This is a genomic window from Mucilaginibacter terrigena (assembly GCF_004168255.1).
Classification (GTDB): Bacteria; Bacteroidota; Bacteroidia; order Sphingobacteriales; family Sphingobacteriaceae; genus Mucilaginibacter; species Mucilaginibacter terrigena.
The window spans coordinates 415321-440973 of record NZ_SEWG01000002.1 but is presented as its reverse complement, the minus strand read 5'-3'; the positions used below and the strand labels follow the sequence as shown (position 1 = coordinate 440973).

19 protein-coding genes are annotated in these 25653 nt (G+C 45.3%); 11 read left to right on the top strand and 8 right to left on the bottom strand.

Annotation, left to right across the window (positions count from 1 at the left end; translation table 11 throughout):
* Positions 1-45 precede the first annotated feature (45 nt).
* The gene (locus tag EWM62_RS05725; protein ID WP_238989285.1) at positions 46-717 is read right to left on the bottom strand and encodes an alpha-ketoglutarate-dependent dioxygenase AlkB family protein; all 672 of its coding nucleotides are present in this window, start codon (positions 715-717) and stop codon (positions 46-48) included.
* Here EWM62_RS05725 and EWM62_RS05720 point away from each other — a divergent pair.
* On the top strand, positions 716-940 hold the full coding sequence (locus EWM62_RS05720) for a hypothetical protein (protein WP_129875698.1): 225 nt from the start codon (positions 716-718) through the stop codon (positions 938-940). The genes EWM62_RS05725 and EWM62_RS05720 overlap by 2 nt on opposite strands.
* 84 nt (positions 941-1024) lie before the next feature.
* Positions 1025-1912, top strand: coding sequence for an alpha/beta fold hydrolase (locus tag EWM62_RS05715; RefSeq protein ID WP_129875697.1), 888 nt, complete (start codon positions 1025-1027; stop codon positions 1910-1912).
* On the opposite strand, the gene EWM62_RS05710 is transcribed toward EWM62_RS05715, so the two are convergent.
* The 7 genes from EWM62_RS05710 to EWM62_RS05680 all read right to left on the bottom strand — a co-directional run bounded on the left by EWM62_RS05710 (position 1887) and on the right by EWM62_RS05680 (position 12723).
* Positions 1887-3143 (bottom strand): sensor histidine kinase, encoded by a 1257-nt coding sequence (locus tag EWM62_RS05710; RefSeq protein ID WP_129875696.1) that lies wholly within the window; start codon positions 3141-3143, stop codon positions 1887-1889. The genes EWM62_RS05715 and EWM62_RS05710 overlap by 26 nt on opposite strands.
* Before the next feature lie 85 nt (positions 3144-3228).
* The gene (locus tag EWM62_RS05705) at positions 3229-4866 is read right to left on the bottom strand and encodes a PAS domain-containing sensor histidine kinase (RefSeq protein WP_129875695.1); all 1638 of its coding nucleotides are present in this window, start codon (positions 4864-4866) and stop codon (positions 3229-3231) included.
* A 126-nt stretch (positions 4867-4992) separates the two neighbouring features.
* Positions 4993-6954 (bottom strand): PAS domain-containing sensor histidine kinase, encoded by a 1962-nt coding sequence (locus EWM62_RS05700; RefSeq protein WP_129875694.1) that lies wholly within the window; start codon positions 6952-6954, stop codon positions 4993-4995.
* Between the two features lie 84 nt (positions 6955-7038).
* A complete protein-coding gene (locus tag EWM62_RS05695; protein WP_129875693.1) occupies positions 7039-9213 on the bottom strand; it encodes a TonB-dependent receptor in 2175 nt (724 codons plus the stop codon).
* 56 nt (positions 9214-9269) lie between these two features.
* A complete protein-coding gene (locus EWM62_RS05690; RefSeq protein WP_129875692.1) occupies positions 9270-9575 on the bottom strand; it encodes a DUF6660 family protein in 306 nt (101 codons plus the stop codon).
* 15 nt (positions 9576-9590) lie between these two features.
* The gene (locus tag EWM62_RS05685) at positions 9591-11966 is read right to left on the bottom strand and encodes a GAF domain-containing protein (RefSeq protein WP_129875691.1); all 2376 of its coding nucleotides are present in this window, start codon (positions 11964-11966) and stop codon (positions 9591-9593) included.
* A 139-nt stretch (positions 11967-12105) separates the two neighbouring features.
* The gene (locus EWM62_RS05680; protein WP_129875690.1) at positions 12106-12723 is read right to left on the bottom strand and encodes a phosphatase PAP2 family protein; all 618 of its coding nucleotides are present in this window, start codon (positions 12721-12723) and stop codon (positions 12106-12108) included.
* A gap of 121 nt (positions 12724-12844) precedes the next feature.
* Between EWM62_RS05680 and EWM62_RS05675 the strand changes: the two genes are divergently transcribed.
* The 9 genes from EWM62_RS05675 to EWM62_RS05635 all read left to right on the top strand — a co-directional run bounded on the left by EWM62_RS05675 (position 12845) and on the right by EWM62_RS05635 (position 25650).
* Positions 12845-14077 (top strand): Pycsar system effector family protein, encoded by a 1233-nt coding sequence (locus EWM62_RS05675; RefSeq protein ID WP_129875689.1) that lies wholly within the window; start codon positions 12845-12847, stop codon positions 14075-14077.
* Between the two features lie 2 nt (positions 14078-14079).
* Complete coding sequence (gene ppk1 / locus EWM62_RS05670; protein WP_129875688.1) at positions 14080-16122, top strand: polyphosphate kinase 1; 2043 nt, start codon at positions 14080-14082, stop codon at positions 16120-16122.
* On the top strand, positions 16119-17024 hold the full coding sequence (locus tag EWM62_RS05665) for an SdiA-regulated domain-containing protein (RefSeq protein WP_238989284.1): 906 nt from the start codon (positions 16119-16121) through the stop codon (positions 17022-17024). The genes ppk1 and EWM62_RS05665 overlap by 4 nt, the downstream gene beginning before the upstream one ends.
* A 243-nt stretch (positions 17025-17267) precedes the next feature.
* Positions 17268-19835, top strand: a complete 2568-nt coding sequence (locus tag EWM62_RS05660) for a BamA/TamA family outer membrane protein (RefSeq protein ID WP_129875687.1) — start codon at positions 17268-17270, stop codon at positions 19833-19835.
* A gap of 223 nt (positions 19836-20058) precedes the next feature.
* Entirely contained in the window at positions 20059-20370 is a 312-nt protein-coding gene (locus EWM62_RS05655) for a hypothetical protein (protein WP_129875686.1), read from the top strand.
* A gap of 11 nt (positions 20371-20381) precedes the next feature.
* Positions 20382-22955 carry a DUF5686 and carboxypeptidase-like regulatory domain-containing protein gene (locus EWM62_RS05650; protein WP_129875685.1) on the top strand — a complete coding sequence of 858 codons (2574 nt, stop codon included), beginning with the start codon at positions 20382-20384 and terminating at the stop codon, positions 22953-22955.
* A 53-nt stretch (positions 22956-23008) separates the two neighbouring features.
* Positions 23009-23494, top strand: coding sequence for a MarR family winged helix-turn-helix transcriptional regulator (locus tag EWM62_RS05645; RefSeq protein WP_129875684.1), 486 nt, complete (start codon positions 23009-23011; stop codon positions 23492-23494).
* Positions 23495-23591: 97 nt separating this feature from the next.
* On the top strand, positions 23592-24194 hold the full coding sequence (locus EWM62_RS05640; protein WP_129875683.1) for a TetR/AcrR family transcriptional regulator: 603 nt from the start codon (positions 23592-23594) through the stop codon (positions 24192-24194).
* 319 nt (positions 24195-24513) lie between these two features.
* Entirely contained in the window at positions 24514-25650 is a 1137-nt protein-coding gene (locus EWM62_RS05635; protein ID WP_129875682.1) for an efflux RND transporter periplasmic adaptor subunit, read from the top strand.
* The last annotated feature ends 3 nt before the right edge of the window (positions 25651-25653 follow it).

The window sequence follows — 25653 nt, the reverse complement described above, 5'->3', positions numbered from 1 at the left end:
CTATCATTTAACAAAATGTGATTTGACACATTATACCACGGACTTTTAGCTTATCATTCTAAACGTTAAATTGATCCGTTCCTTAACTGCTTTGGTGGATTTGGGAACCTGGTGCTGCCAGTTATGCTGCAGGTCGCCTCTCATGATCAGGAGCGAGCCGTTCCCTAACTCTACCGAGTATTTTAATTTATGGTTTTGCTTGTGCCTTACATCAAACCGGCGCGCCTGCCCAAAGCTTACCGAGGCTATAATAGGGTTTACGCCCAGTTCAGGCTCGTCATCGGCATGCCAGGCAACAGAATCGTTGCCGTTGCGGTAATTGTTCAGCAGCACGCTGTTAAATGTTACAGCGGCGGCTTGTTCAACCCGTTGTTTGATAAATAAGAGGTCAGGTGTCCATAAATACGGGTCGTAGCGTTTACCGCTAAACGCGTAGGTTTTACTGTTATCGCCATACCAGGCGGTTAAGCGTGGTGTATATAAGGTTTTACCATACATCAATATGGTTTCCTGTTTCCATTGGATGGTTTCTTTTAGTTCCCGGAACAGCCGGGCGCTTTCTTCGGCAGTAAAAAAGTTGGGTTTGTAATCCATTAACCCGGCGGGGATGCCGGGGCTTTGCCTGTTATCATCAAAAAAACTTAACTGTTCCATATATATATCAATTAACAGGTTTTCGGCATGGAAAGTGTTATAATATTGAAAAACTACTATCATGAGTTCGGCATTTGTAAAAGAAGGTGAAAACCAATGGCTGCACGAGATAGGCCCATCCATGAACGCGTTGCTGTTTTTTCTGCAAAGGGAAAACGGCGGGTTAAGAATTTACGAACGTAAAAACTACTACAACGCCACCGAAGGACACGATGTTTACCAGATGAGCGACGGCCTTAGCTATGCCAAAAACGACGAAGGTAAATGGTACATTGTGTGGGATTAAGTTGTTAAAAAACGTTAAACTGCGGCCAAAATTACTGTAAATGATATTTTTGCCTTAACGTTGTGTAACCTTAATACCCGCATCATGAAAAACCTCCGTTTGCTGTTTGTCCCGCTTTTGTGCGTAGTTATGTTTGGCTGCAACTCATCGCAAAAAAATAAAAACCCATCTTCCGCATCACAGGTTAGTTTGGTAAGCAATGGTGTGCGCATTGATTATACCGATACCGGCAAGGGCGATACTACACTGCTGTTTGTACATGGCTGGGCTATCAATAAAACCTACTGGGCCGATCAGGTAGCTTATTTCGGCAAAAGGTACCGTGTGGTAACCATCGACCTGCCGGGCTTTGGCAGATCGGGCAAAAACCGCACGAAATGGAACACCGAAGCCTACGGGCAGGATATCAAAAACGTGATCGATCAGCTCGGGCTAAAAAATGTGATACTGATCGGCCACTCCATGGCTGGCAACATTGTTTTGCAGGGGGCTGTAGATGCGCCCGAAAATGTAATAGCGTTGGTTGGGGTTGACAACTTTAAATCGGTTGGAATAATATCGCCCGATAGTATTAAATACAAGCAGGAATATGGCGAGGTAATGGCAGCCTTAAAAAAGAATTTTAAAGCCGTTGCATTCGATTGGTTTAATAAAGGATTGTTTTACAAAACCACATCAAAAGCCATAAGGGAGAGGATCTTAAACGATGTCGCACACACTGATTCGACCATTGCCATTGCTACGCAGGAGTGGGATGATTTTAATGATGCAGCCGCGCTTTTAAAGGCTAAAAAGAAGCTATACTTAATAAACAGTGATTACCAGCCAACCGATACCACAGGGCTAATAGCTAAAAAGATCCCTTTTAAACTATTGGTGATACATGATACGGGCCATTTCCCGATGGTAGAGAAACCTGAAGAATTTAACAAGCTACTAACAACGGCTATTGCTGATATGCAGCAGCATTAATATCGCCGGCGTTAACCGCCACATTTTTTTTGATAGAGAAAACAAAGGTGGTGCCATCGCCGGGTTTGGATTCGGCATGGATAGTGCCTTGCAGTTTATCTACCAGCAATTTAACCGTGTATAGGCCTAATCCTGTACCTTTTTTATTGAAACGATCTGTAGCGTTTAACGTAACGTCTTTTTCAAATATCTTCTGCAGGTTGTTTGCGGCAATACCCATCCCATTATCACTTACCTTAAAACAGTATTGGCCGTCATCTTCCCTGAAAAGTATATTGATGATACCTTTTGGTTTATCGTTATAACGTACGGCATTGGCAAGCAGGTTAATAAAGATCTGTTCGAGCGCTACCGACGAACAGGTTAGTGTATGCTCAACCCTGGGCAGGTTAACCGTAAAATTGTGCGGTATATCCAGTAAACTCACCACGTTTTTAAGCAGTTTATTCAGATCAAGGCACTGCTGATCGGAAAGCAATAAGGCCGGCCGTGTAGAGTAAGCCATCATCTCGTCTACCAGGGTAAGCAGCCTCTTTGATGAATTAAGGGTAAGAGCAACAAGGTTGCAGCTTTTTTCGTCGCCTGTGTTTTTCAGGCGCATTTGCAGTGCCTGGGATGTAAGTAAAATACTGCTAAGCGGGTTTTTAATATCGTGGGCGGCGGTAGTAGCAAATTTTTTGATGAAGGTATTGGTTTCCAGCAACTGTTCGTTCGCTTTTTCTAACAGCTGCAACTTTTTTCGCAGTTCCATTTGGGCGAGCACCTGCCTGCCCAGGATCTTTAACGACTTTACCTGGTCTTCGGTTAGCTGTTTGGGCTGCACATCTATCACGCACAACGAACCTAATGCATGGCCGTCGCCGGTTATCAGCGGCACGCCCGCGTAAAAAATAACATTGGGGTCGCCGGTTACTAAGGGGTTTTCTGAAAAACGATCATCGTGGCGGGCATCATTTACCACCATTATCTCGGTGGTTTCTACAATGGTATGCGCGCAAAAAGCATACTCTTTTGGTGTTTCGGAAATATCAGACCCTACAATAGATTTAAACCATTGCCTTTTATCATCTAACAGGCTGATAAGGGCAACAGGGGTTTGGCAAATTTGTGATGCAAGAAGTGTAAGCTCCTCAAAATCATCTTCGGGAGCGGTATCTAAAATATTATACGAAGCCAACGCTGCTAAGCGCTCGCTTTCGTTTTCCGGCAAAGGAAAGTAAGGGTTACTCAATAGTAATTAATTAGAGTATAAATATAAGCATTCAACAATAACTTAACGTATAATTAAGGTCATTTTCGTGCATAATTTTTACGGGTTATAACGGTAAAGTGAACCAAAAAGTACTGCCTTTGCCCAATTCGCTGTCTACACCTATGTCGCCTCCATGTTTTTTGATGATCTCGGCGCTGATGAATAAACCTAAACCCAGGCCCGAGTTCTGGTAGCCGGTTGCATCGGCACGGTAATAACGCTCGAACAGATGCGATAGCTTTTCTGGAACTATGCCCGGCCCCGTATCGCGTATGGATATCCGGGCAAAATCACCTGCTTTTTCTACTGTAAAAAATATCTGCATTGAATTTGGCGCATACTTTACAGCGTTGTTAACAATATTAACCACCACCTGGTCTATACGGTGTTCATCGGCAAAAACCTGTAAATCTTCGTCCCCTTGTAAAACAAGTTCGTGCTTGCCATCAACCCTGATATGGTTACAACATTGGTTTAACATATGCGCAATGGTGAAGGTGGTTTTGTTTAGCTTAAGCTGCCCCTCGTTCATCCGGCTAAGGTTAAGCAGGTCCTCTATCAGGGTGCTTATCTTTTCCATACTGCGATTGCTTTGATCAATCAGTTTGGCCAGCATTTGCGGCGATATATTTTCCTTCATCCTGTCCAGCAATTGCAGCGCGGCCTTTAAACTGGTAACGGGCGTTTTTAATTCGTGGCTGGCAATACTAATGAAGTCGTCCTTTTGCTGGTCGTGGGCTTTTAGATCGGTAATATCTATAATGGTGCCTGCTATGCTCACCGCATTACCTTTACTATCATAGTATGCCTTCCCGGTAGATTTCAACCACTTTGGCTTCCCGCCGTCCATTGGGTTTATTAGATATTCAACGTCAAAGCTTTGGGTGGTATTTATAGCATATTGTATAGCCTGCTGAACCCTGTCTATATATTCCGGTGCTACTAAGTTGAGCGATTGAGCAAGCGAGATCTCTATATTTTCGGCGATGCCATGAATTTGCTTGCTTTTATTTGATATAGTTAACATACCCGAAACCAGATCGGCACTCCAAGTACCCATTTCGGCCGAATCGATGGCTTGCCTTAGGGTATCTTCGGCACGGGTAAGCTCGCTATTTGTTTCCAGCAGGTTTTGCTGCGACTGGTTAAGTTCTTCGTTGGTGGCCGCTAATTCTTCGTTGGTGGCCGCTAATTCTTCGTTAGATGCCATCATCGCATCGTTTGCGGCTGCAAGCTCTTCGTTGGCAGCAGCAAGTTCCTCGTTAGTTGCCTGCAGTTCCGATTCCAGTTCCAGTTCGCGCATACGGCTGTGGTAACGATCGGTAACATCGGTAGCGGTGTGCAGCACACATATTACATCACCTGTGCTGCTTTTTATGGCGCGGTATTCAAAATCAAAATAAAAAGCTCTCAGCTCCCCGTCAATCACCAACTCGGCCATGGTATCGCTACCGGATATGGTTTCGCCGGTATGCAGCACGCTTTGCAGCATGCCTAAAAATGGCTGGCCAACCAGTTCGGGCAGGGCGGTTTCTATGGGCTTGCCAATAATGCTCTTGTCTTTACCCCAAATGGCTATCATGGCATCATTAGCCGTTTCGATGATCATTTCATCGGTGCTATGTATGGCTGTGGCGGTTTTAGCCTGATTCAGTATCTCCAGTAATTGTTCGCTGCTAAATTTGCTTGGATACGTGCTCATTAATGAAAGTAACGGGTGATTAATTTTTAAAAAATATAAATACTTTTAAAAAATTAAAAAGTTTTAAAATCAGCTAAAAATTTCATTAAAACGGTGGTTTAAGTTGCGCGAAAAACTTTTTACAACCTACAGTGGTAGGGTAAACCAAAAAGTGCTGCCTTTACCTACTCCGCTTTCGGCGCCTATCTGCCCGTGGTGTTTGCGCACAATTTCTGAGCAGATGTAAAGCCCCAGGCCAAGGCCGGAATATTGGATTCCCGAGTAATCGGCCCGGTAATAACGGTCAAATAAATGCGGGAGCTTTTCAGGGTCGATACCGGGGCCGTTATCTTTTACCGATATTTTGGCCATGTTACCATCTTTGGCTACGATAAGGCAGATCTCGCGCGAATTTGGTGCGTATTTAACCGCATTATTAACCAGGTTAATGATCACCTGATCTATCCGGTGCTCATCGGCAAAAACTTGCAACTCTGCATCACCCTGAAAAATAAGGTCGTGCTTACCCGCTACCCTGATGTGGTTACAGCAGTGGTTAAGCAATTCGGATATGGTGAATGTTGATTTGTTGAGGTGCAGCTGCCCCTCGTTCATTCGGCTTACGTTAAGCAGGTCTTCTATCAGGCTGCTTATTTTGTCCATGCTGCGGTTACTTTGCTCTATAAGTTTGGGCAGCATTTTAGGCGAGGGGTCGTCCTTCATTCGGTTTAACAGCTGAAGCGAGGATTTCAGCGTTGTGATGGGCGTTTTAAGCTCGTGGCTGGCAATGCTTATAAAATCGTCCTTACGCTGCTCGTTGGTTTTACCCTCGGTAATATCGTAGGTGATGCCTATAATGCGTGTATCTTTATCCTGATCGTTATACTGCGGTTTACCTGCCATATTTATCCAATGCCGCGAACCATCCGGCCAGGTAATTTCGTATTCGGCGGTATAGCTTGCGTTGTGCAAAACCGCGTTCTTTATCTGCTTATCCAGATTCTTTCGGTATTCGGGTACCACCAATTCTATCAGATCGGGGAAATTAAAGGGTTTATCGGCCGGCCAGCCAAAATTTGCTTTAAATTGCCCGGTACATATCATTGCCCCGCTTTGCAGATCGTGCTCATACGAACCAAGCTTACCGGCGTCGAGGGCAAATGCCAGCCGCTGGTTGGTTTGGGTGAGTTCTTCGCGGGCGTGGCGTTCTTCGGTAATATCCTGTAGGGTACCGCTAAAGCGTATCACCTCGTTATCGATATTAAAAAGCGCTTTGCCTTTGGCTTTTACAATACGTGGTTGTTGTGTTAGCGGGTTGATTATAGTGTACTCGACATCATAGACCCCGCCCGACGAAAATTGCAGTGCTTTTTGTATCGCTGTTAACACATTCAGCCTGTCGTATTCGGCAATTACATCGGTGGCCTTCGATAGTTCTATCTGTTCTTCGGGTTTTAAACCAAACCACGACTTCAGCCTGTCGTTTCCCGAAAATTTATTTGTTTTTGGGTCGAGGTCCCAGGTGCCCAGGCTGGCAGCATCAATAGCAAACTGCAATTGGGTTTCGCTTTCTGTAAGGTTATTATTCAGCACCATCAGCGTGTCCTGCGATTCGGCCAGGTTACGGTTTGACGCGGTTAGCTGCTGGTTAGCGTCGAATAATTCTTTATTAATGTCTGCAACCTGCTTATTCATTTCGGCAACACGTTGCTGGCTCATAAACCGGTCGGTGACATCTGTGGCGGTGTGCAATATACAGCGGGTGCTGCCATCGGGATTTAAAATGGCCCTATATAAAAAATCGAAATATGAAGTTCGCAGCTCGCCGTCTATCTCTAACTTTGCGGGGGTGTCTATCCCTTCGATAGTGATCCCGGTATCCCACACCCTTTTCAGCATCTCAACAAATTGCTGCCCTTTTAGTGCAGGCACGGCCTCCATTAAAGGTTTACCAATTATATCTTTACCCTTGCCCCAAAAATTGAGCATAGCAGTGTTAGCGCTCTGGATAATGATATCTTGGGTGGTATATATTGCCGTAGCGTTTTCTGATAATGCTAAAATATCAAGAAGCTCCCCGCTGCTTAAACGACTTGGTGGTTGACTCATTAAAGGGTAATACTAACGGCTAAAATAAAAATTGGATAAAACTAATAAACCACCCGTGTTTAAACATTGTTTCGCTGTAAAAAATTAAAGTTTTAGTTTGATGCCGCCGTTCACCACAAACCCATCTAATGGCGCGTAAATATCCCTGAAAACAGGGTTACTGATACTGCCGGTGTAAATGGTATCAAACCGGGTTTGGCGCGTATCTGTAATATTCTCGAAGTTTATAAACACCGCAAAACGCTTCCAGATCCGCTCGGCCATTAAGCCGGTTGTCCAATAGGCTTTGCCAGTGGCGCCGTCGTTCAGTTTCTGCGGACTAAAATAATAGGCTTCGGCGCCAATTTTCCATTGGTCATCTATCTCAAACATCAGCACATTGTTTAAGCGGTGCTTTGATACCAGTGTATAGCTGCTGATGGTATTGCCTATATGCTGGCTTACATCGGCCAGAGTGTAGCCCACAAATAGTTTAAAATTGCCGTAGGTTAGCTTAATGTTTGTTTCGATGCCTTTGGTATTCAGATCGCCGCGTGGCTGTCGGTATTGTAAATTACCATTGGCTAATTGCGTTAACAGTATGGGATGCCCGATACGGGTGTAAAAAAATAGCTGGTTGATACTGAAACTGCCGTCACCATCTAATATGGCCGTGCGGTAATTGATATCGTAGTTGGCCCCGTACGACCGCTCGGCCCGGGTGTTGGCCACATCCAGCGGCAGCACGTTACGGAACTGGATACGCTCGGCATCCTCAGTAAATACATTTGGCCCTTTGTAGCCCAGGCCGCCACCCAACCGGGTTGAGAAATGCGAATTTATCTTCCACAAGCCTGATAGTCGCGGCAAAAACATAAACCCATACTGGTTGTGATGATCGCCGCGCAGGCCGCTTTCCAGCGTAAAGGCAGGGCTAATATTCCAGGTGTTTTGGATGAACGCGCCTACAGTGTTATTTTGATAGCTGCGCAAGGGGAAAGTACTGTTCCTGTTCTCGTTAAAATTATCCGTCAGTAAGTTTAAACCAAAAACCCAGTCGCTTTTGGCGGTATTGCGGATATAGTTGGCCTCGGTGTAAGTAGAAACCTGCTGGCCCGAGAAACGGTAGCCTGGCAGGTTGATGGCGCGGTCGTAATAACTTACGCTGTTCTTAAATACCAGCTTGCCCGCACTGTCCAGTTTGTGTACCAGTTCGGCCTGTGTGCTGTACCTGCCGGTTTTATTCTCCTCAAAATACGAGTGCAGCGCATCACCATCGCCTTCAATGTAATGCAGGTCGCCCCCTATCCTGTTCTCCACCGTAGCGTTGATGCCCGCGATTAAGTTGGTTTTGTCGTTGAAATAGAAGAACAGTTTTGGATTTAAAGTATACCGGTTGAATTTGGGAATGGCCGTCAGGTCGATATTTGATGGGTCGTAAGCGGTGCCGTGGTTATAGGCGGCGTATACAGTGGCCCCTGTTCTTTTAAATTTTTCGGCGTAAAACATACTCGCATCCAAACCCAAAGCCGATGTGCCGTTGAGCAATAAATTCAGTTGCCGCTCGTCCGTTGGAGTTTTTGATACCAGGTTAACCAGCCCGGCTATAGCACCGCCGCCATATAGGGTGGATGACGAACCTTTGATCACTTCCACCTGTTTCAAGTCAAGCGGTGCAACCTGCAGCAAACCCAGCCCGCCCGAAAAGCCGGAGTACAACGGGAACCCGTCGCGGATGATCTGCGTGTATTTACCATCCAGCCCCTGGATGCGGATGCTGGAGTTACCGCTTGTGGCCGATGTTTGCTGGGTTTGTATGCCGGTACTCTCTGCCAGCACCATGCGGATGTCACCGGGTTTCATGTTGCTTTTTTCGTCCAGTTCCTCGCCCGATATCACCTCTACCCTTGTAGGGATATTGGCAATGGTGCGGCTGCTGCGTGTGGCCGATACCACCACCTCGTCCAGTTCGCTTTCTTCGGGCTGCAACAGGATGATGGTTGGCAGTAAATGGCTTAGCGGAAAAGTGATGGTATCCTGCCGGTTGATGTAACCCACATAACGAAAGTTGACCACCTGCCTGCCGTTTGGAATATTAGCTAATACCACAAGGCCCGATGTATCAGAAACAGCGCCCATGTTTGCGCCCTGCACCACAGCCGTAGCGCCAACAAGCGGCTGGCCGGTGCCTGCATCTTTTAAAATGACCTTAAATGTATTTTGGGAATAAGCCGCGGCAGTATAAAGTAGTGCTGTAAATAGCACGATAAGTTTTTTCATGTTTTGTTGTTAGAATAATTACCTGTAAATGGCCTTTTATTGGCCTTTGAAGCATGTTATCCTAATTGTGGCGGCTGCCAGATAGAAAGGGTTATTTCCTTAACATCAGGCTGATGGTAAGGCGTAAAAGTGGGCCTGGTTTTAGCAGGACTTATCAGTAAATTGGCTGTTATGGTTTGTGTTACGGTGAAGCCGGCACAGGTGCCGCATGAAAAGAATGGCGAGCAGCCCGCACAGTCCTTTGCTTTGTTATTACCACCCTGTTCTGTTTTTACAATCGCATCGCAATCGCTATCTGTGCAGCAAGGCTTAACAGACAGGAAAACAACAACCAATGAAAACAGGATGCAAAGGAATTTCATTTCCGCAAAAGTAATTTAAAAAACGATACTTTTTGTATCCTGCAATAACTCGGTATAGCTAAAGAAATTGCGCAGCGGCAGGCTGTTATTGTATAGTATCTTCACGCGCATGGCTTTAAGGCCAGATACGCCCTGCAGGTCCTCTATGTCCAGCATTTCAACTTCCTCATCAAACATATGCTTTGTTTGCAGGAAACGGATATAGTTTAGGTATTCTACTTCTTCATCATGGTTGGAGTAGACAATGGTTATTTTCCCAACGGCGGTCAAGCGCTCGGTAGTGCCTTTTATAAATGCTTTATCAATGCGTTTTTTTACGATCTCGAAACGGGCGTTATATGTGCCGTCCACATCAAAACGTTTTTCGTCCATCCGGAAGCGGATTGACATAGGCAGGCTAAACGCCAGTATCAGCGAGGTAACGTCAAGCGGATATGGCAGGTTACTTTTCAGAAAGTGGTGCTCCAGCTCCATTTCGCAAAGCACCTGCAATTGCCACAGGCGCAGGTTATATAAATACGTAATATCGAAATTTTTGGCCGGGGCTATAGATGCGCCTATATACAGGTTATGCTCGATGCCATCGGTTTTAAAACGCTCGTAATAATGCGGGAACATGGCCTGGGCCTGTACCTGTGCCCTATCAAGCAGCAGCGCCATTTTTTCGTTGATGAGCGCAACGGTGGTTTCGTACTTGCGGCGGTTTTGATGAAAATCGCCGTTCTTATCAGCCTGCTCAAAATATTTATCAATGCCCGCCTGGTGCGCCACCGATAAGCCGTCGGCAGCTTTTAACAGCGGGTGGATCTGCATCTCCAGGTAATTTTGAATAAACTGCTCGGTATCTGCACGGAGCGAACTTTGCACATCCATCACCAGTTCCTGCAAATTGCGGATATTTTGCTCCAGGTTGCTATCGTTCTTATTTACATGCAATTGCTCCACCAACGGGATCAGCGCGGTTAGTTGGTCTTTAAGATCAAGCTGTACGCTATGGTTTCGCGTGTCAGATGAGCCTTTAATATCTATCTGCCCATACAAAGGGTACACGTCATGGAAGGTTACCTCCTTTAAAGCGTAATCCTTCTTTAAGCCGCGGTATTTGATGAATTTTACCGCTTCTTTTTTAAATTTCCAGTAAACGCTTGGGTGTATGGTGGTGTATTCGTTTTGGATAAGCGCCTGGATCTGGTTTTGCATGTAGCTGTACTGCCTGTCAATGGTATCGGTAATGTAAGGCATTACAATTTCCAGCTGATTGGCGTTAATGCTGTTCAGGTCGCCCACCCGGTTGGATACCAGCTCGATTATCCCTAATAAATGGCCGTTTTTTACAACCGGTGCCATTATTAAACTTTTAATACCCTGCGCCACAAAACGCTGTGCCATTACATTGTCCGGTTCGCCCTCTAAAAATTTGGCAACATCAGATACGGCAAAGTACATGCGCTGTTCAATCAGCTTTACCAGCGAGTTTACGCAAAGGGCGTCAAAGCATTCCTCTTCTACGTTATCGGGCAGCAAAAAGCTTTTTAGCTTGGGATTAAACGTGGCTATGCTAAAGGTGTTCTCAGCATCGTTAAAGGATGTAAACCCGATATCCATATCCGGAAGCTTGTATATCGACCGGAAGACTTCTAAAATATTCTCCTTGATATTGTTGCCATAGCTTGCGCCTAATAATGTGCCCTTTAGTGCCGACACCGCGTTCTCTACCGTAGCATCAAACAGGCTAAGGATGGCAAAGCCCTTTAATATCCAGCTGTTTTTAGGGAAGTATTTTTTCCAAAGGTCAAGGTCGTGGTAATTATCGCGCAGCAGTTCAATGTCTTGGGCAGTAATTACGGGTGCATCGGGTGCGGGCATCAGGTCCATAAAATCCGCGTTATATAAAATGCGGTAATGCTTCATAATGCCCCTTGCATCGGGGATATCATAAAACCACGGTCTCGAAAAATTGAAACTGGTGCCGTAAAACTCGTTCAGGATAATACAGCAGGTATTTACGTAGATCTGGTGCTCTGTAAAATCCCTGATATTAATATCAAATGCAGAGCCTGCCTCGGCAAGGATGTTTTGTAAACGTTTGGTTTGGTTAAAAAGCACATCCTGAAAGGGCACCGTAATGGCTTTTATCTCGTTAAGCGTTAATACTTCGGGGAAAATATCGGCAGTTAAGCGTTTGATGATAACGGCATGCTTTACCAGTTGGTCGGTATCGGTAATACCTTCCCTCAATTCGGGATATGGTTCAATTTCGTTCAGTATCTCTCGTGCCATAGCAGACCGCATGCCGTTATTTAAAGCGGCTTGTTCTTCCAGTTTCGCTATCAATAAATGAAATGATATGCGGATCTGGAACGGACTATCTGCAAATGGTTTAAGATTCATTTGTTCAATTTAAACAGTGCTTTAATATAACACCAATCAAATCAGGGGCAAATTTAATTAATATATTAACCCGGTGATATGATAATTATGCTTTATGACTTTAGCACTAAACAACCTGTTAAACTTTACTTTGAAATGGCTACCAGCGCTTTATAGGCTGTAAAAGTAAAGCGGTGCCAGTCCCCAGGGCCATACCTGCGGCTACATCTGTTGGATAATGCACCCCCAGATACATCCGCGAATAGCTTGTTGCGCCTGCCCATAAAAACGACGGGGCTATTACATACCATTTTGGATACGCGTTTGATAAAGCCATTGCCGTAGAGAATGTACTGGTAGCATGCCCGGACGGGAACGATGTGCTCCCTGCCCTGTAAACCGGCACTATATTTATGTTTTGCACAAACGGGCGGGGGCGTTTTACCAGGTGCTTTAACAGCAGCATAACCCCGTATGATAAAGCTGTACTGCTGGCCACATACAGCGAGTTTTGGCGCATTTGTTTATCGTTGGTAACAATGCCGCCCACCAGTAAAGCAGCCGGTACGCCAATATCCCCATATTTATAGGTGCGCGATAAAAACATCATTACATCGGTTTGCGCCGGGGTACGGTTCGCGGCAAGGTTCAGCATTACTCTGTCATCAAACTGTTGAATTTGGGATTGCCCGAACGACCTGGTTGCAAACGGCCCCGCTGTAAAAAGCTGAATAGCAGCAAAAAAAGCAAGAAAGTATTTATTACTGATGAATTTCATGAATGCGCGGCTAAATATTTAATTTTACTTTTATACCAAAGTAAATAATATTTACTGTTGTAAAGGTCAGCCACGGGTAATAAAGTGTTTGACCGTATCTGCTTACATCTAAACATACATCATGAATTACCCCGAATTACTCCGCCAGGTTAGGGAATATGCATTGGCGTACTACAAAACGCATGCTGATGACAAGCTGATATACCACGATAAAGGGCATACCGAAAGCATGGTGGCTGCCGCCGCTCAAATTGGCAACCACTACCAGCTAAACGACCGTGATTTTTTTATTGTGCAGGCCGCCGCGTGGTTCCACGATTTGGGCTACATGGTAGATATTGAACACCACGAAGCCCAGAGCGCCGTACTGGCCGAAAACTTTTTACGGAAACATAATGCAGATGAAACCGATATCGACGAAATAAAAAACTGCATACTGGTTACCCAGATGCCACAAAAGCCGGTTACCCTGTTAGATAAGATCGTTTGCGATGCCGACCTTTTTCATTTAGGTACCGAAGATTTTTTTAAGACCGATAAGCGGCTTTTAAAAGAGATAAAAGCCTTGTATCATAAAGATATCAGCAAACTGGAGTGGCGTAAGAAAAGTATCAAATTTTTAGAGGACCACCATTACCACACCGATTACTGCCAGGTATTATTAAATAGCGGCAAGCAAGCCAATATTAAAACCTTAAAAAATAAAATTGCCGCCGCCGAAGATAAAGCAGCCGAAAACCCTATCGAAACCATGCAAGAAACAACCCTAACCACAACAGTAGAACCTGATAAGGACAAAAAAAAGAAAACCGACCGCCCCGATAAAGGCATCGAAACCATGTTCAGGATCAGCTCCAGCAACCACCAGCGCTTGAGCGATATGGCCGATAATAAGGCCCATATTATGATAACGGTTAACTCTATTATCCTGTCGGCGGTAATCAGTTTGCTGCTGCGTAAGCTAACCGAATACGAGTACCTGGCCATACCAACGTTTATCCTGCTATCCATCAGCTTGCTGGCCATGACGTTTTCTATCCTTGCTACCCGCCCATCTATCCCAACAGGCATTTTTCAGCGCTCGGATGTAGACGAAAAACGCGTCAACCTGCTGTTTTTTGGTAATTTTTACAAAATGCCGCTGGCTGATTATACCTACGGCATGGTAAAAATGATGGAGGATAAGGACTTTTTATATGGCAGCCTGATAAAAGATGTGTACTACCAGGGCGTTGTGCTTGGTAAAAAATACCGGCTGCTGCGCATTGCCTACAACATATTCATGTTCGGGTTAATAGCAGCGGTATTCGCGTTTATTATCGCTTCTATTTTATACAACAAGGGCCATAAATAAGCATGGCAGGCTATAAATATTTTAACAGGGACATTAGCTGGCTTAGCTTTAACCGCCGCGTGCTGGACGAAGCCGCTTCGGCTGCCGTGCCGCTGGTGGAGCGCATCAGGTTCCTGTCCATCTATTCATCCAACCTCGATGAATTTTACAGGGTGAGGTTCCCTGTGTTGAGGGCTTTAAAAAACATAGGCGAGAAAAGCGATGTGATTGATGCCGGCGAACAGGAAACTATTTTGCAGCAGGCCAGCGCCATGATATTGCAGCAACAGGTACGTTATGGCGAGATCCTGGCCACGCAAATTATCCCGGAATTGAAAGCCAATAACATTACCTTATTATACAACGGCGAATTACCGCAGAGTTTGGAGAAAGAGGTTACAGATTATTTCCTGGCAGAAGTGCTGGCCTTTTTGCAGCCGGTTGTTTTGGACGGGGACACCACGTTTTTCCCGGAGAACAACAAGCTATATTTTGTAATCCAGCTGCGCGATAAGGACGATACAGAAAGGCTGGTGCTGTTAAACATCCCGTCGGATAACCTGCCGCGTTTTTTCTCCACCCAGTTTAATGGCGGACAGTTTATTTGCTTTTTGGATGATATTGTCAGGTTTAACCTGGATAAGCTTTTTAAGGATTCAAAAATAGAAGGGTGCCACAGCATCAAAATAACCCGCGATGCAGAGCTTGACCTGAAGGATGAATACCCCGGCGAACTTTCTGACCAGATAGAACAGCAATTAAAAAAACGCGATAGTGGCCTTGCAACCCGATTTTTACACCCGGCAGATATGCCACTGCGTATTTTGCAATTGATAGTACAGCACCTGGGCTTGGAAAATGCCAGTACTGTGCAAGGCGGCAGGTACCATAACCTGAAGGACCTTTACGGTTTCCCGGTGAACAACCCTACCCTGCTTTATGATAAGTGGGCCAGTATTAATTTGCCTGTGCCTAATACCGAATCTTTGGTTGCTACCATGGCCAAAGGCGACCTGCTGGTAAACACGCCGTATCAATCATACCATACTATCCTGCGGTTTTTTAACGAGGCTGCCAATAACCCCGATGTGGAAGAGATAAACGTTACGCTTTACCGCGTGGCAAGCGATTCTAAAATCGTGAACGCCCTCATCAGCGCGGCTAAAAATGGCAAGCAGGTAAAGGTAGTGGTTGAATTAAAGGCCCGCTTTGACGAGGCCAATAACCTCAAATGGGCCAAAAAGATGAAGAACGCCGGCGTGCAGATCATCTACAGCGTTACCGCGCTAAAGGTGCATGCCAAAATAGCCCTGGTTAAAACCCGCAAAGGCGACAGGATAACATACTCGGGTCTTTTAGCCACGGGCAACTTTAACGAAGGTACCGCCAAATTTTACACCGACCATATTTTACTTACCACCAACCCCAGCATCCTGCGCGAGGTGGAGCTGCTGTTCATCTTCCTGGCCAGGCGCGAAAAACCATCGGCGGATAACCAGGTAAAATTTAACCACCTGCTGGTTGCGGGCTTTAACCTGCAAAACGGCTTTATTGCTTTAATTGACCGCGAGATAAATCTTGCCAAACAGGGCCTGCCTGCTTCTATCATCATCAAAATGAATAACCTGGAAGAAAAGGTGATGATCAACAAGCTCTACGAAGCATCAGAGGCTGGCGTTAAGATTCAACTCATCATCCGGGGCATTTGCTGTTTGGTACCGGGCATAGCAGGCATGAGCAGCAACATCAGCATAAAACGCATTGTAGACCGTTACCTGGAACATGGGCGGGTGTTCATCTTCAACAACAACGGCAGTCCTGAAATTTTTATGGGATCGGCCGATTGGATGAACCGCAATATTTACCACCGGATAGAGGTTTGCTTCCCCGTTTACGACGAGGTGATAAAACAACAGCTAACCGCGCTGGTTAATTTACAACTTGCCGATAATGTGCAGGCCGTAGAGATCGATTCGAATCTTAATCAAATTAAGCCTGAATTGACCGGCGAGGCTGTGCAGTCGCAAAAGGCCATTTATCAATATTTAAACCTCGACAGGATATGAAACCCATGAAAACAGCTATCATCATCACATTATTATGTATAGGCATTGCAGGAACGTCGTGCAGCCAGGGCAGTAAAAAAAATACTGAAGGTAAGAAATCGCACAGCAAAAAAGGCACTGCGGTCAGTAATACCAAAAACCCGGCCGGTTATGACCTGAGTAGCCCGGTAAAATATGAAATGACATCAGACCTGTTGGAGATCTCGGGCATTGCCTTTAACAATGGCGATAACAGCACCATTTATGCCGAGCAGGACGAAGAAGGCAAGATCTTTTACTTTCGCCCCGGCGACAGCAAAGTTGGCCAGGCAAATTTCGGCAAAGCCGGCGATTATGAGGATGTAGCTATATTGAACAACCAGGCCGTTATCCTGCGCAGCGATGGGAGCCTGTTCAGTTTCCCGTTGGCCGAGGATAAGGCAGGGCAGGTAAAAAGCGTAAAAGAGTTTAAAAAGATACTACCCCCCGGCGAATACGAAGGTCTGCATGCCGATGGCGGCAAGCTTTACGCGCTGTGCAAACAATGCGCCGGTAAAGATCATAACAAAGAATGTAACGGCTATATCTTTAACCTCGCCGCTGATGGCAACATCACCCAAAGCGGTGCCTTTACTATTGATGTGCAGAAAATCGCGTCACTTATTGGTAAAATGAAATTGAAATTTCATCCATCCGCGTTAGCAAAAAACCCGCTGACCAGGCAATGGTATGTGCTGTCATCGGTAAACAAGCTGTTGGTAGTGCTTGATGAACAGTGGAACGTATTGCAGGCCTACCCCTTAAGCGGCAAGGTGTTTTTGCAGCCCGAGGGCATGGCGTTTGACAAGCAGGGCAACTTGTATATATCAAACGAGGGTGATAAAATCACTAATGGTAATATTTTATTGTTTAAATATAAATAGATAAGGCCCTGGCGAACTGTTTGAATTCCCTCCCTTGGGAGGGGTGCGATGGCTTGTGTAGTGGCAGGGAGGGGTTTTGGTGAGGCCTGGCGTATAAACCCCTCCCTACACCCTTCCGTTGGGAGGGAATCGCACAGGCCGAAGTTATTCGTATTTCGCGCCGTTACGACGGTTATTGGACAAAGTTTGAATGTATGGCAGCTTGCTGGTGACAACACCAAAAAGGGCTTAAATTAATATCCGATGCTTAAAAAACTACTTATCACAATCCTGATACTGCCGGTGGCAGTGTTGGGTACATATGCACAATCACCTGTTCAAAAGGCCATCTTCCACGATAGCGTGGTAGTAAAAGTGCATCCCAAATATGATAGTGTTGGGGGCGTACACCGCTGGTTTTTTGGCAACAATTACCGTAAGGAATGGGCAACGGCGGTTAAGCTGCCGGTCATCCGCATATCCGAAATTTATGGCGGCCTTACGCCCGAAAAAGAAGGCGGCGGCATGCAGTCGAAATCATTACGTCTTAAGGATAAAAGTGGTAAGGAATGGGTGATCCGCAGTGTTGAAAAAACACCCGATAAGCTTTTGCCCCCCGCCTTGCGCGAAACCTTCGCGGTGGATTGGCTGGACGATGCGCTGAGCGGGCAACACCCCTTTTCGGCACTAATAGTACCGCCGCTGGCCGATGCCGCGCGTGTGCCGCATGCCAACCCCGTTATTGGCGTTGTTGCAGATGATGAAGCCCTGGGCGAATACCGAAAAGTGTTTGCCAACCTGGTTTGCCTGTTGGAAGAACGCGAGCCGATAGGCGAATCAGACAACTCTATTAAAATGATAGAGAACCTGGTGAAGGATAATGATAACAGTTTTGATGGCGAAGGTTTTTTACGCGCGCGAATGCTCGACCTGCTTTTGGGCGATTGGGACCGCCACGAAGACCAATGGCGCTGGGCCGAAACCAAAAAAGACAAGGGCAAGGCCTATGTTGGCGTACCCCGAGATCGCGATCAGGTATTTCACCTCGAAGAAGGTTTGTTCCCCGATATCGCTGCCTTACCGTATATCAACCCCGCGCTGGGCGATTTTACCGCTAAACCAAATTATAAATACGGCATCTACAAAACCCGTTTTATAAACCCCTACCCCAATGCGCAAATGACGCACGAACAATGGATGCGTATTGCAAATGAATTTATAGCAGCCGAAACCGATGCCGTGCTGGAAGCAGGTCTGCGCCGGCTGCCCGGCGATACCTATAAAATAGGGCACGATGTTTTATTGGCCAAACTGAAGGCACGCCGCGCCGCTATCCCGGCGACTATGGATAAATACTACCGTTTTATTTACCGTTTTGCAGATATCCGTCTGAGTGATAAAAATGAAAAGGTGGTTATTACCGGCATGCCCGATAGCAGCCTGCACATATTGGTGAACAAGATCAATAAAGAGGGCGAGGTAAAGGATGTGATAATGGATGTTATATATAGCCCCCGGTATACCAAAGAGATAAGGCTGTACACATCTGCCGGCGACGACCAGGTTACCTTGAATAACACCAGTTCTCCTATCAATTTAAGGCTGATAGGATCGGATGGGAATAAGATTTACAATGTGGTGCAGTCGGCCAATAGAGTGCGCGTTTATGATACGCCGAAAGCTAAATTTGAAGGTTTGACCAACAGGCTGTGCAGGCATATTTCGGCAGATACATCCAACACCCACTTTGTGCGTACCAACCCTTATAACATACTCATGCCACTGGCAACCGCGGCCATAAATGCCGATGATGGATTTCTGCTTGGGCTGGGTTTTAAATACACCAAAAATGATGGTTTCCGTAAGCTGCCTTACACCAGTTCGCAGCAGCTTATGCTTACGCATGCCTTCGCTACCGAGGCCTTCCGCATTAAATATAACGGCGAGTGGATAGAAGCCATTGGCAAGGCAGATTTTACCCTGCAAATAGCCGCGCAGGCCCCTGATAATACCGTAAACTTTTTTGGTGTAGGTAACGGTACACCTCTAAATAAGCTACAGCCCAACTACCGCAGGTATTACCGTACCCGATTTGATACCTACCAGGTTGACCCGGCGTTGCGCTGGCATACCGATACCAACAGCACCATCAGCGTGGGCCCATCGTTCCAGTATTACCGTATGGATGTAAGCGATAATGTCGGCAGGTTGATCAGTAACAGCTCGCTCATTGGCTCGTACGATAGCCTTACTGTTAACAAGGATAAAGCCCACTTAGGCTTTGCCGTTAATTTTAACAGCAATAACCGTATAGGAGGAGTATTACCTACCGGGGGTTATTACATCAACATCGGCCTGCAAGGCTACAAAGGGCTGAATAATTTTTCAAAGGACTTTATGCAAATACGGCCGGAGTTTACCTTTTACCAAAAGCTAACCGGCAATGGTTCCGTTGTGCTATCAGACCGCATTGGCGGGGGTATCAGTTTGGGCAAACCCGCCTTTTACCAGTCGATGTTTTTGGGCGGTCAGGGCAATTTACTGGGCTATTTGCAGTACCGTTTCGCGGGTAAGCACATGATATATAACAATCTGCAGGGAAGGGTCAAACTCTTCAATATTGCCAGCTACATTATCCCGGGCCAACTGGGGCTGAGCGGGTTTTACGATGCCGGCCGGGTTTGGGCCGATGAAGAAAAATCTGATAAATGGCACCAGGGCGTTGGCGGCGGGCTGTATTTTTCGCCTGCCGGGTTAACTATTCTGCAGGTTTTGGCAGGGCACTCCGAAGAAGGATGGTATCCATACATTTCATTAAATTTCAGGATCTGACAAGTAAGTTAAATCCCTTTTTTGCAGAATAAATACAAACTTAGGTGTAGCTTTTACACTATATTATTTTCTTACAGTTTTAGCTATAAATAGATATGCAAACGCCGTGCTTTGTCATGGCCATATATTTCCGTCTGACTTTTGTCATAAAAAAGTTAAATAGTAAATTTGGTTGACGATATTAGTCAACTTGGTTTACATTTGTAGTGTTATTATCACTACAATGAAAACGTTAACCTTACATCAGCCAAACATCAGCTCTCTTTTCAAGAGAAATACCGATCATACAGTTCTTCCTCAAAAAACAGTTTCCACATTAACCGCAGATGTGCAGCCTAAACATGCCCTGTCTGCCGGCGAGTACATTATCAATGTTTTAGGCGAAGGATTTAAGCAGAATTTTCTGGGTACCGATATTAACATGGAGTTTTTAACGCTTACCGTTCGCAGTTACGCAACATCTACGGTGAAAGCGCTCCGTAAACTTACTGTTAAAGCTGTCAAACAACAAAACATCAACCCTACCTCTATCTAATATCACATAAAATGAAAACACTTTTTACTCAAATACTTAATAAAACCGCGGTGCTGCTTTTGGTACTGTTATCATCAGCAGCAGCCCTGCACGCCCAAACTGTGGTGCGTGGTGTTGTTACCGATGCCAAAACAAAGCAGCCCATGTCGTACGTAACGGTAACATTTGCCGGTACCACACAAGGTTCGGGCACCAACGGCCAGGGCCGCTATGCTATATCCACTACCGATAATACCGTTACCCAGATAAAAGTATCTTTTGTTGGTTACAGAACCGCTGTGCGTAACATCACCACCGGGCAGGACCAAACCATCAACATCGCCTTAACAGAAGATAACCACTCGTTAAACGAGGTGGTGGTAAGATCCGGTAAAAAGAAAAAATATACCAACAAGAACAACCCAGCTGTCGAACTGATCCGCCAGGTTATTGCCCACAAGGCCCAGAACCAGGTAGAAAATTATAATTATGCCGAGTATAAACAATACGAGCGCATGAATTTTTCGTTGAGTAACCTGAGTGATAAATTCCGCAACAAACGCATCTTTAAAAATTACCAGTTTTTGTTCCGCGAGCAGGATTCGACCGCTATCGGTGGCAAAACCCTGCTGCCCATGTACCAGGAAGAAAAAACATCTGATAATTACTTCCGTAAGGCGCCTTATGCCAAAAAGCAGATCATTACCGCCAACAAACAGGTAAAATACGACGAGAATTTTGTAGATAACCAGGGCCTTACCGCTTACTTTAACCGCATGTACCAGGATATCAATATCTATGATAACAACGTGTCGTTATTAAGTAACCAGTTACTGAGCCCGATATCAAACAGCTCGCCTGAGTTTTATAAATTCTTTATTACCGATACGCTTAAAGATGTACAGCCAAACCTTATCGAGTTGAGCTTTACCCCGCGTAACACCAATAACCTTTTGTTTGAAGGTAAAATATACATCACTATGGATGGCAACTACGCCGTTCAGAACGCGCTGCTTACTGTTAACAAAAACATCAACCTTAATTTTGTGCGCCAGATGCAGGCTGCCCTGTCGTTCGAGAAAAACAACGACGGCCGTTACCACCTTAGCCAAAGCGATTTGAAAATTGAGTTTGGGATCAACAAAAATAAAGGTGGCGGTGTATATGGCGAGCGTTTGGTTACCATCAACAACTTTGTAATAAACAACGCCCGTACCGATGATACCTACAAAGGCGACTCGCAGGTAATTGCCCTGAACGCCGAGGATAAGGACGATACCTACTGGCAAATGACCCGCCCCGATACACTGGACGCGGCATCGGCAAGCATCTATAAAAACATCGATAGCCTGCAAACCATCCCATCGTTTAAGAAAACTATGGATATTGCCACGCTGGTATTGGCCGGTTATAAAAATTACGGCGCGTTTGAGGTTGGCCCGGCCAACACCTTTTACAGCTTTAACCCTGTGGAAGGTTTCCGCGTACGTTTAGGCGGCCGTACTACTCCACAATTAAGCAAGCGTTATTATTTTGAAACTTATGGTGCTTATGGTGCTAAGGACGAGAAATTTAAATACTTTTTAAGCAGTACATACTCGCTTAACAACAAATCTATCTATTCGTTCCCGCAAAACTATATCCGCGCAAGTTTCCAGCACGATACCAAAATACCGGGCCAGGAATTACAGTTTGTACAGGAAAGTAACTTCCTGTTATCGTTTAAACGTGGTGCCAACGATATCTGGTTGTATAACGATATCTTAAGGTTTGATTATGTGCACGAGTTTACCAACCACCTGTCGTACTCGTTAGGATTCAAAAAATGGGACCAAACACCTGCAGGTGCATTGCTTTATCAAAGCCTGTTGCCTAATGGTGTCATTAATAACGTTAACCTTATCCAAACTACCGAGCTATCGGCGCAGATCCGCTGGGCACCGCACGAAAAATTTTACCAGGGAAAATTGTACCGCACCCCTATACCTGATAAGTACCCTATTTTTACCCTGAACTATACCCAGGGTGTTAAAGGCCTATTTGGCGGCGATTATAACTACCAGAATGTTGTAGGTAACATCAGCAAACGTTTTTACCTGTCGCAGCTGGGCTTTACCGACGTAACTACCGAAGGCGGTTACCTGTTTGGCAGTGTGCCTTTCCCATTACTGGATATCCACCACGCCAACCAAACCTATGCCTTCCAGTTGCAATCATACAACTTGATGAACTTCCAGGAGTTTGTGAGCGACCATTACGCCAGCATCGCTATCGACCATAACTTTAACGGCTTTTTGTTTAACCGCATCCCGTTGTTAAAGAAACTGAAACTACGCGAGATCATCGACTTTAAAGGCTTATGGGGCGGCGTACGCAGCGAGAATAACCCGCAGAATAATAACTCGTTGCTACAGTTCCCCGGCAGTTTAAATGCGGGCGGCGCGGGTACTTATGCCTTAGGCAGCACACCATATGTGGAAGGCAGCATAGGCGTGGGTAACATATTTAAGCTATTACGTGTAGACTTTGTTAGGCGCTTTACTTACCTGGACCACCCCGGCGCGCCCGAGTATGGTATCAGGTTCTTTGTAAAATTTGACTTTTAATTATATATATTCGTAAACCGGGTTGACATTTTATTGTTAACATATAAACTATCATGGCAGAAACTTGTGTAATGACCGAAGAAACCAAAAAGGTTGCCCCTAAGCTGGTGTATCTGCTTAAGCGCCTTTTGGATGAGTGGATGGGCAAAAAGCTTTGCCGTATAGACCAGCCGGGATTTAACAGCGCGCACCTGCCACTGTTTATGAGTATTGGCAAAACCGGCATATCCAACAACGAACTGGCTGCTAAAATGAACGTGAGCAAACAGGCTACCAGTAAAATGGTAAAGGAACTGGAAGCCATTAATATGGTGCGCAGTGAAAAAAGCCCTGACGATGCACGCGTGGTAATGCTTTATTTCACCACCGAGGGCGAGGCATTCTATTACAACCTAAAGAGCCAGGTAATGGACCTGGAAACCCAATATAAAAAGGTAGCAGGTACCAAAAACTACGAGATAGCTATTGAAGTGATGCTGAAACTGGTAAAGTTTCATGAAGAGAATAACTGCCTGAGCGAAAAATCAACAAATAATTAAGCTTTTACCAGGCAAATGACATTAGGATGAAACGGTTTGTAATTTACCGTTGTACATTTGCTTAACACTGTTAAATAATCTAATAGGGATAAATAAAATGGCCAGCAAGGATAGGATATTACGATTGAAAGAGGAAACCAGGGTAAACATCCTGGATGCCGCTTTACAAATTGTTAAGGCAGAAGGATGGCAGGCCCTGAGTATGCGTAAAATAGCAGATGTTATTGAATATACAGCTCCTATTATATACGAGTACTTCGCCAACAAGGAAGCGATATTATTAGAACTTAACCGCCAGGGTTATTTAAAGCTTGCAAGGCAGTTACAGGAAGCTAAAGACAAACACACCTCGCCGGCCGACCAACTGGAAGAAATGTGGCTTGCCTACTGGAACTTCGCTTTTGCGAATAAAGAGTTATACCAGGGCATGTTTGGGATAACAACCAGCTGTGCCTGCAAAATGGTAAACGAATTACCCGAGGCCGAATTACCATGGGATATCATTACCGGTTCTATCGGCGAATTGATGAATATCCCGGACATGGAATCGGAGGTTATTTGTACCAAGTACTATACTTTTTGGTCGGTAGTGCACGGGTTGGTTTCTATCAATTTACTTGACCGCGGCGACTCTGACAAAATAAACAGGCAGGTGTTAAGGGATGCTATCACCGGCATTATCAAGTCGATAACCCCTTAATTTTTTTAATCATGTTTAAACATTGTTAAATAATTTAACAATGTTAACCACAGTTCATTCACATTAAACTCACAGCTTATGAAAACGATAACCACTCATTCCCTCAAACATTTAACAGTGTTAAATAGTCTACCAACGTTAACATCTTTTTATTGTTGGCGTTAGCACGGTGATATCCACACTAAAAACATAACATATTATATCGAATACAACAATACTTACAAGCATGTATAATACAACGAAAACAACCGACACAATATATATCAACAGCCTTAGGGCTGCTCTCACTCCTATTAACTCACCATCAAAATTAATTATCATGAAAATTATCTTAGCGGCGATAATCGCCATTTCTATATTCAGTTGCGGGCCAAAGCAGCAAGCGCCACAAGCCCCGCCCCCACCTGCATTACCGGTAGCATCGGTAGAAAGTGGTAATCAAACAACTTACCAGGAATACCCTGCATCTATAGAGGGTACCGTGAATGTAGAAGTGCGCCCGCAGGTAAGCGGCTCATTAGATAAAGTATTTGTTGACGAAGGCGCGTTTGTAACCGCCGGCTCACCGATCTTTAAAATAAACGAGCAGCCATTCCGCGCGGCATTAAACAACGCGTTGGCAAGTTTACACGCGGCAGAAGCAGCACAAGGCAACGCCCAGATAGAGATCGATAAATTAACCCCGCTTGTTGCCAACAAAGTAGTATCAGACTACCAGTTAAAAACAGCCAAAGCAACCTTTCAGGTAGCAAAGGCGAATATCGAATCGGCAAAGGCTAACGTAGCAACAGCCAGGATCAACCTGGGTTACACCTTGATAAAAGCACCTGTTAGCGGTTACATCGGTCGACTTATAAAAAAACAGGGAAGCCTGGTAACTCCACAGGATGTCGACGCTTTAACACAATTATCTGATGTGCATAATGTGCATGTTTACTTTGCCCTTGGCGAGAAGGATTTTGTGAACTTTAAAGACCAGTACGCAGGTGCTACTCTAAAAGATAAGCTGAAGAACCTGCCATCGGTAGCCTTATTATTAGCTGACGGTAGCGAATACGCCAAATCAGGTAAGATTGATGTGATTGACGGCCAGTTTGATAAAACTACCGGTGCCATTACCGTAAGGGCAACCTTTGCTAACCCGCAAGGCTTGTTACGCTCGGGTAATACGGGTAAAGTTCGTTTGAGCCTGCCTCACCCTAATACGTTGATCGTACCGCAATCGGCTACCATCGAAATGCAGGACAAGATCTTTGTATTTGCCTTGGCAGATAGCAACAAGGTTAAGAAATTACCTATCACTATTGAAGGTACCAACGGCGAAAACTACCTGGTTAAAGATGGCGTTAAAGCCGGCGACCAGATCGTACTAAGCGGTATCGACAAATTACAGGAAGGTATGGTTATAGCCCCGCAAAAATCAGCTGAAAAAGCAGCCGTTGTAGCTAAAAACTAATTT

Excerpts from the sequence above, each read along its gene's own strand:
- EWM62_RS05720 (WP_129875698.1), top strand. The coding sequence starts at position 716 with ATGAGTTCGGCATTTGTAAAAGAAGGTGAAAACCAATGGCTGCACGAG.
- EWM62_RS05725 (WP_238989285.1), bottom strand. The coding sequence starts at position 717 with ATGATAGTAGTTTTTCAATATTATAACACTTTCCATGCCGAAAACCTG.
- EWM62_RS05715 (WP_129875697.1), top strand. The coding sequence starts at position 1,025 with ATGAAAAACCTCCGTTTGCTGTTTGTCCCGCTTTTGTGCGTAGTTATG.
- EWM62_RS05705 (WP_129875695.1), bottom strand. The coding sequence starts at position 4,866 with ATGAGCACGTATCCAAGCAAATTTAGCAGCGAACAATTACTGGAGATA.
- EWM62_RS05700 (WP_129875694.1), bottom strand. The coding sequence starts at position 6,954 with ATGAGTCAACCACCAAGTCGTTTAAGCAGCGGGGAGCTTCTTGATATT.
- EWM62_RS05695 (WP_129875693.1), bottom strand. The coding sequence starts at position 9,213 with ATGAAAAAACTTATCGTGCTATTTACAGCACTACTTTATACTGCCGCG.
- EWM62_RS05690 (WP_129875692.1), bottom strand. The coding sequence starts at position 9,575 with ATGAAATTCCTTTGCATCCTGTTTTCATTGGTTGTTGTTTTCCTGTCT.
- EWM62_RS05685 (WP_129875691.1), bottom strand. The coding sequence starts at position 11,966 with ATGAATCTTAAACCATTTGCAGATAGTCCGTTCCAGATCCGCATATCA.
- EWM62_RS05680 (WP_129875690.1), bottom strand. The coding sequence starts at position 12,723 with ATGAAATTCATCAGTAATAAATACTTTCTTGCTTTTTTTGCTGCTATT.
- EWM62_RS05675 (WP_129875689.1), top strand. The coding sequence starts at position 12,845 with ATGAATTACCCCGAATTACTCCGCCAGGTTAGGGAATATGCATTGGCG.
- ppk1 (WP_129875688.1), top strand. The coding sequence starts at position 14,080 with ATGGCAGGCTATAAATATTTTAACAGGGACATTAGCTGGCTTAGCTTT.
- EWM62_RS05665 (WP_238989284.1), top strand. The coding sequence starts at position 16,119 with ATGAAACCCATGAAAACAGCTATCATCATCACATTATTATGTATAGGC.
- EWM62_RS05660 (WP_129875687.1), top strand. The coding sequence starts at position 17,268 with ATGCTTAAAAAACTACTTATCACAATCCTGATACTGCCGGTGGCAGTG.
- EWM62_RS05655 (WP_129875686.1), top strand. The coding sequence starts at position 20,059 with ATGAAAACGTTAACCTTACATCAGCCAAACATCAGCTCTCTTTTCAAG.
- EWM62_RS05650 (WP_129875685.1), top strand. The coding sequence starts at position 20,382 with ATGAAAACACTTTTTACTCAAATACTTAATAAAACCGCGGTGCTGCTT.
- EWM62_RS05645 (WP_129875684.1), top strand. The coding sequence starts at position 23,009 with ATGGCAGAAACTTGTGTAATGACCGAAGAAACCAAAAAGGTTGCCCCT.
- EWM62_RS05640 (WP_129875683.1), top strand. The coding sequence starts at position 23,592 with ATGGCCAGCAAGGATAGGATATTACGATTGAAAGAGGAAACCAGGGTA.
- EWM62_RS05635 (WP_129875682.1), top strand. The coding sequence starts at position 24,514 with ATGAAAATTATCTTAGCGGCGATAATCGCCATTTCTATATTCAGTTGC.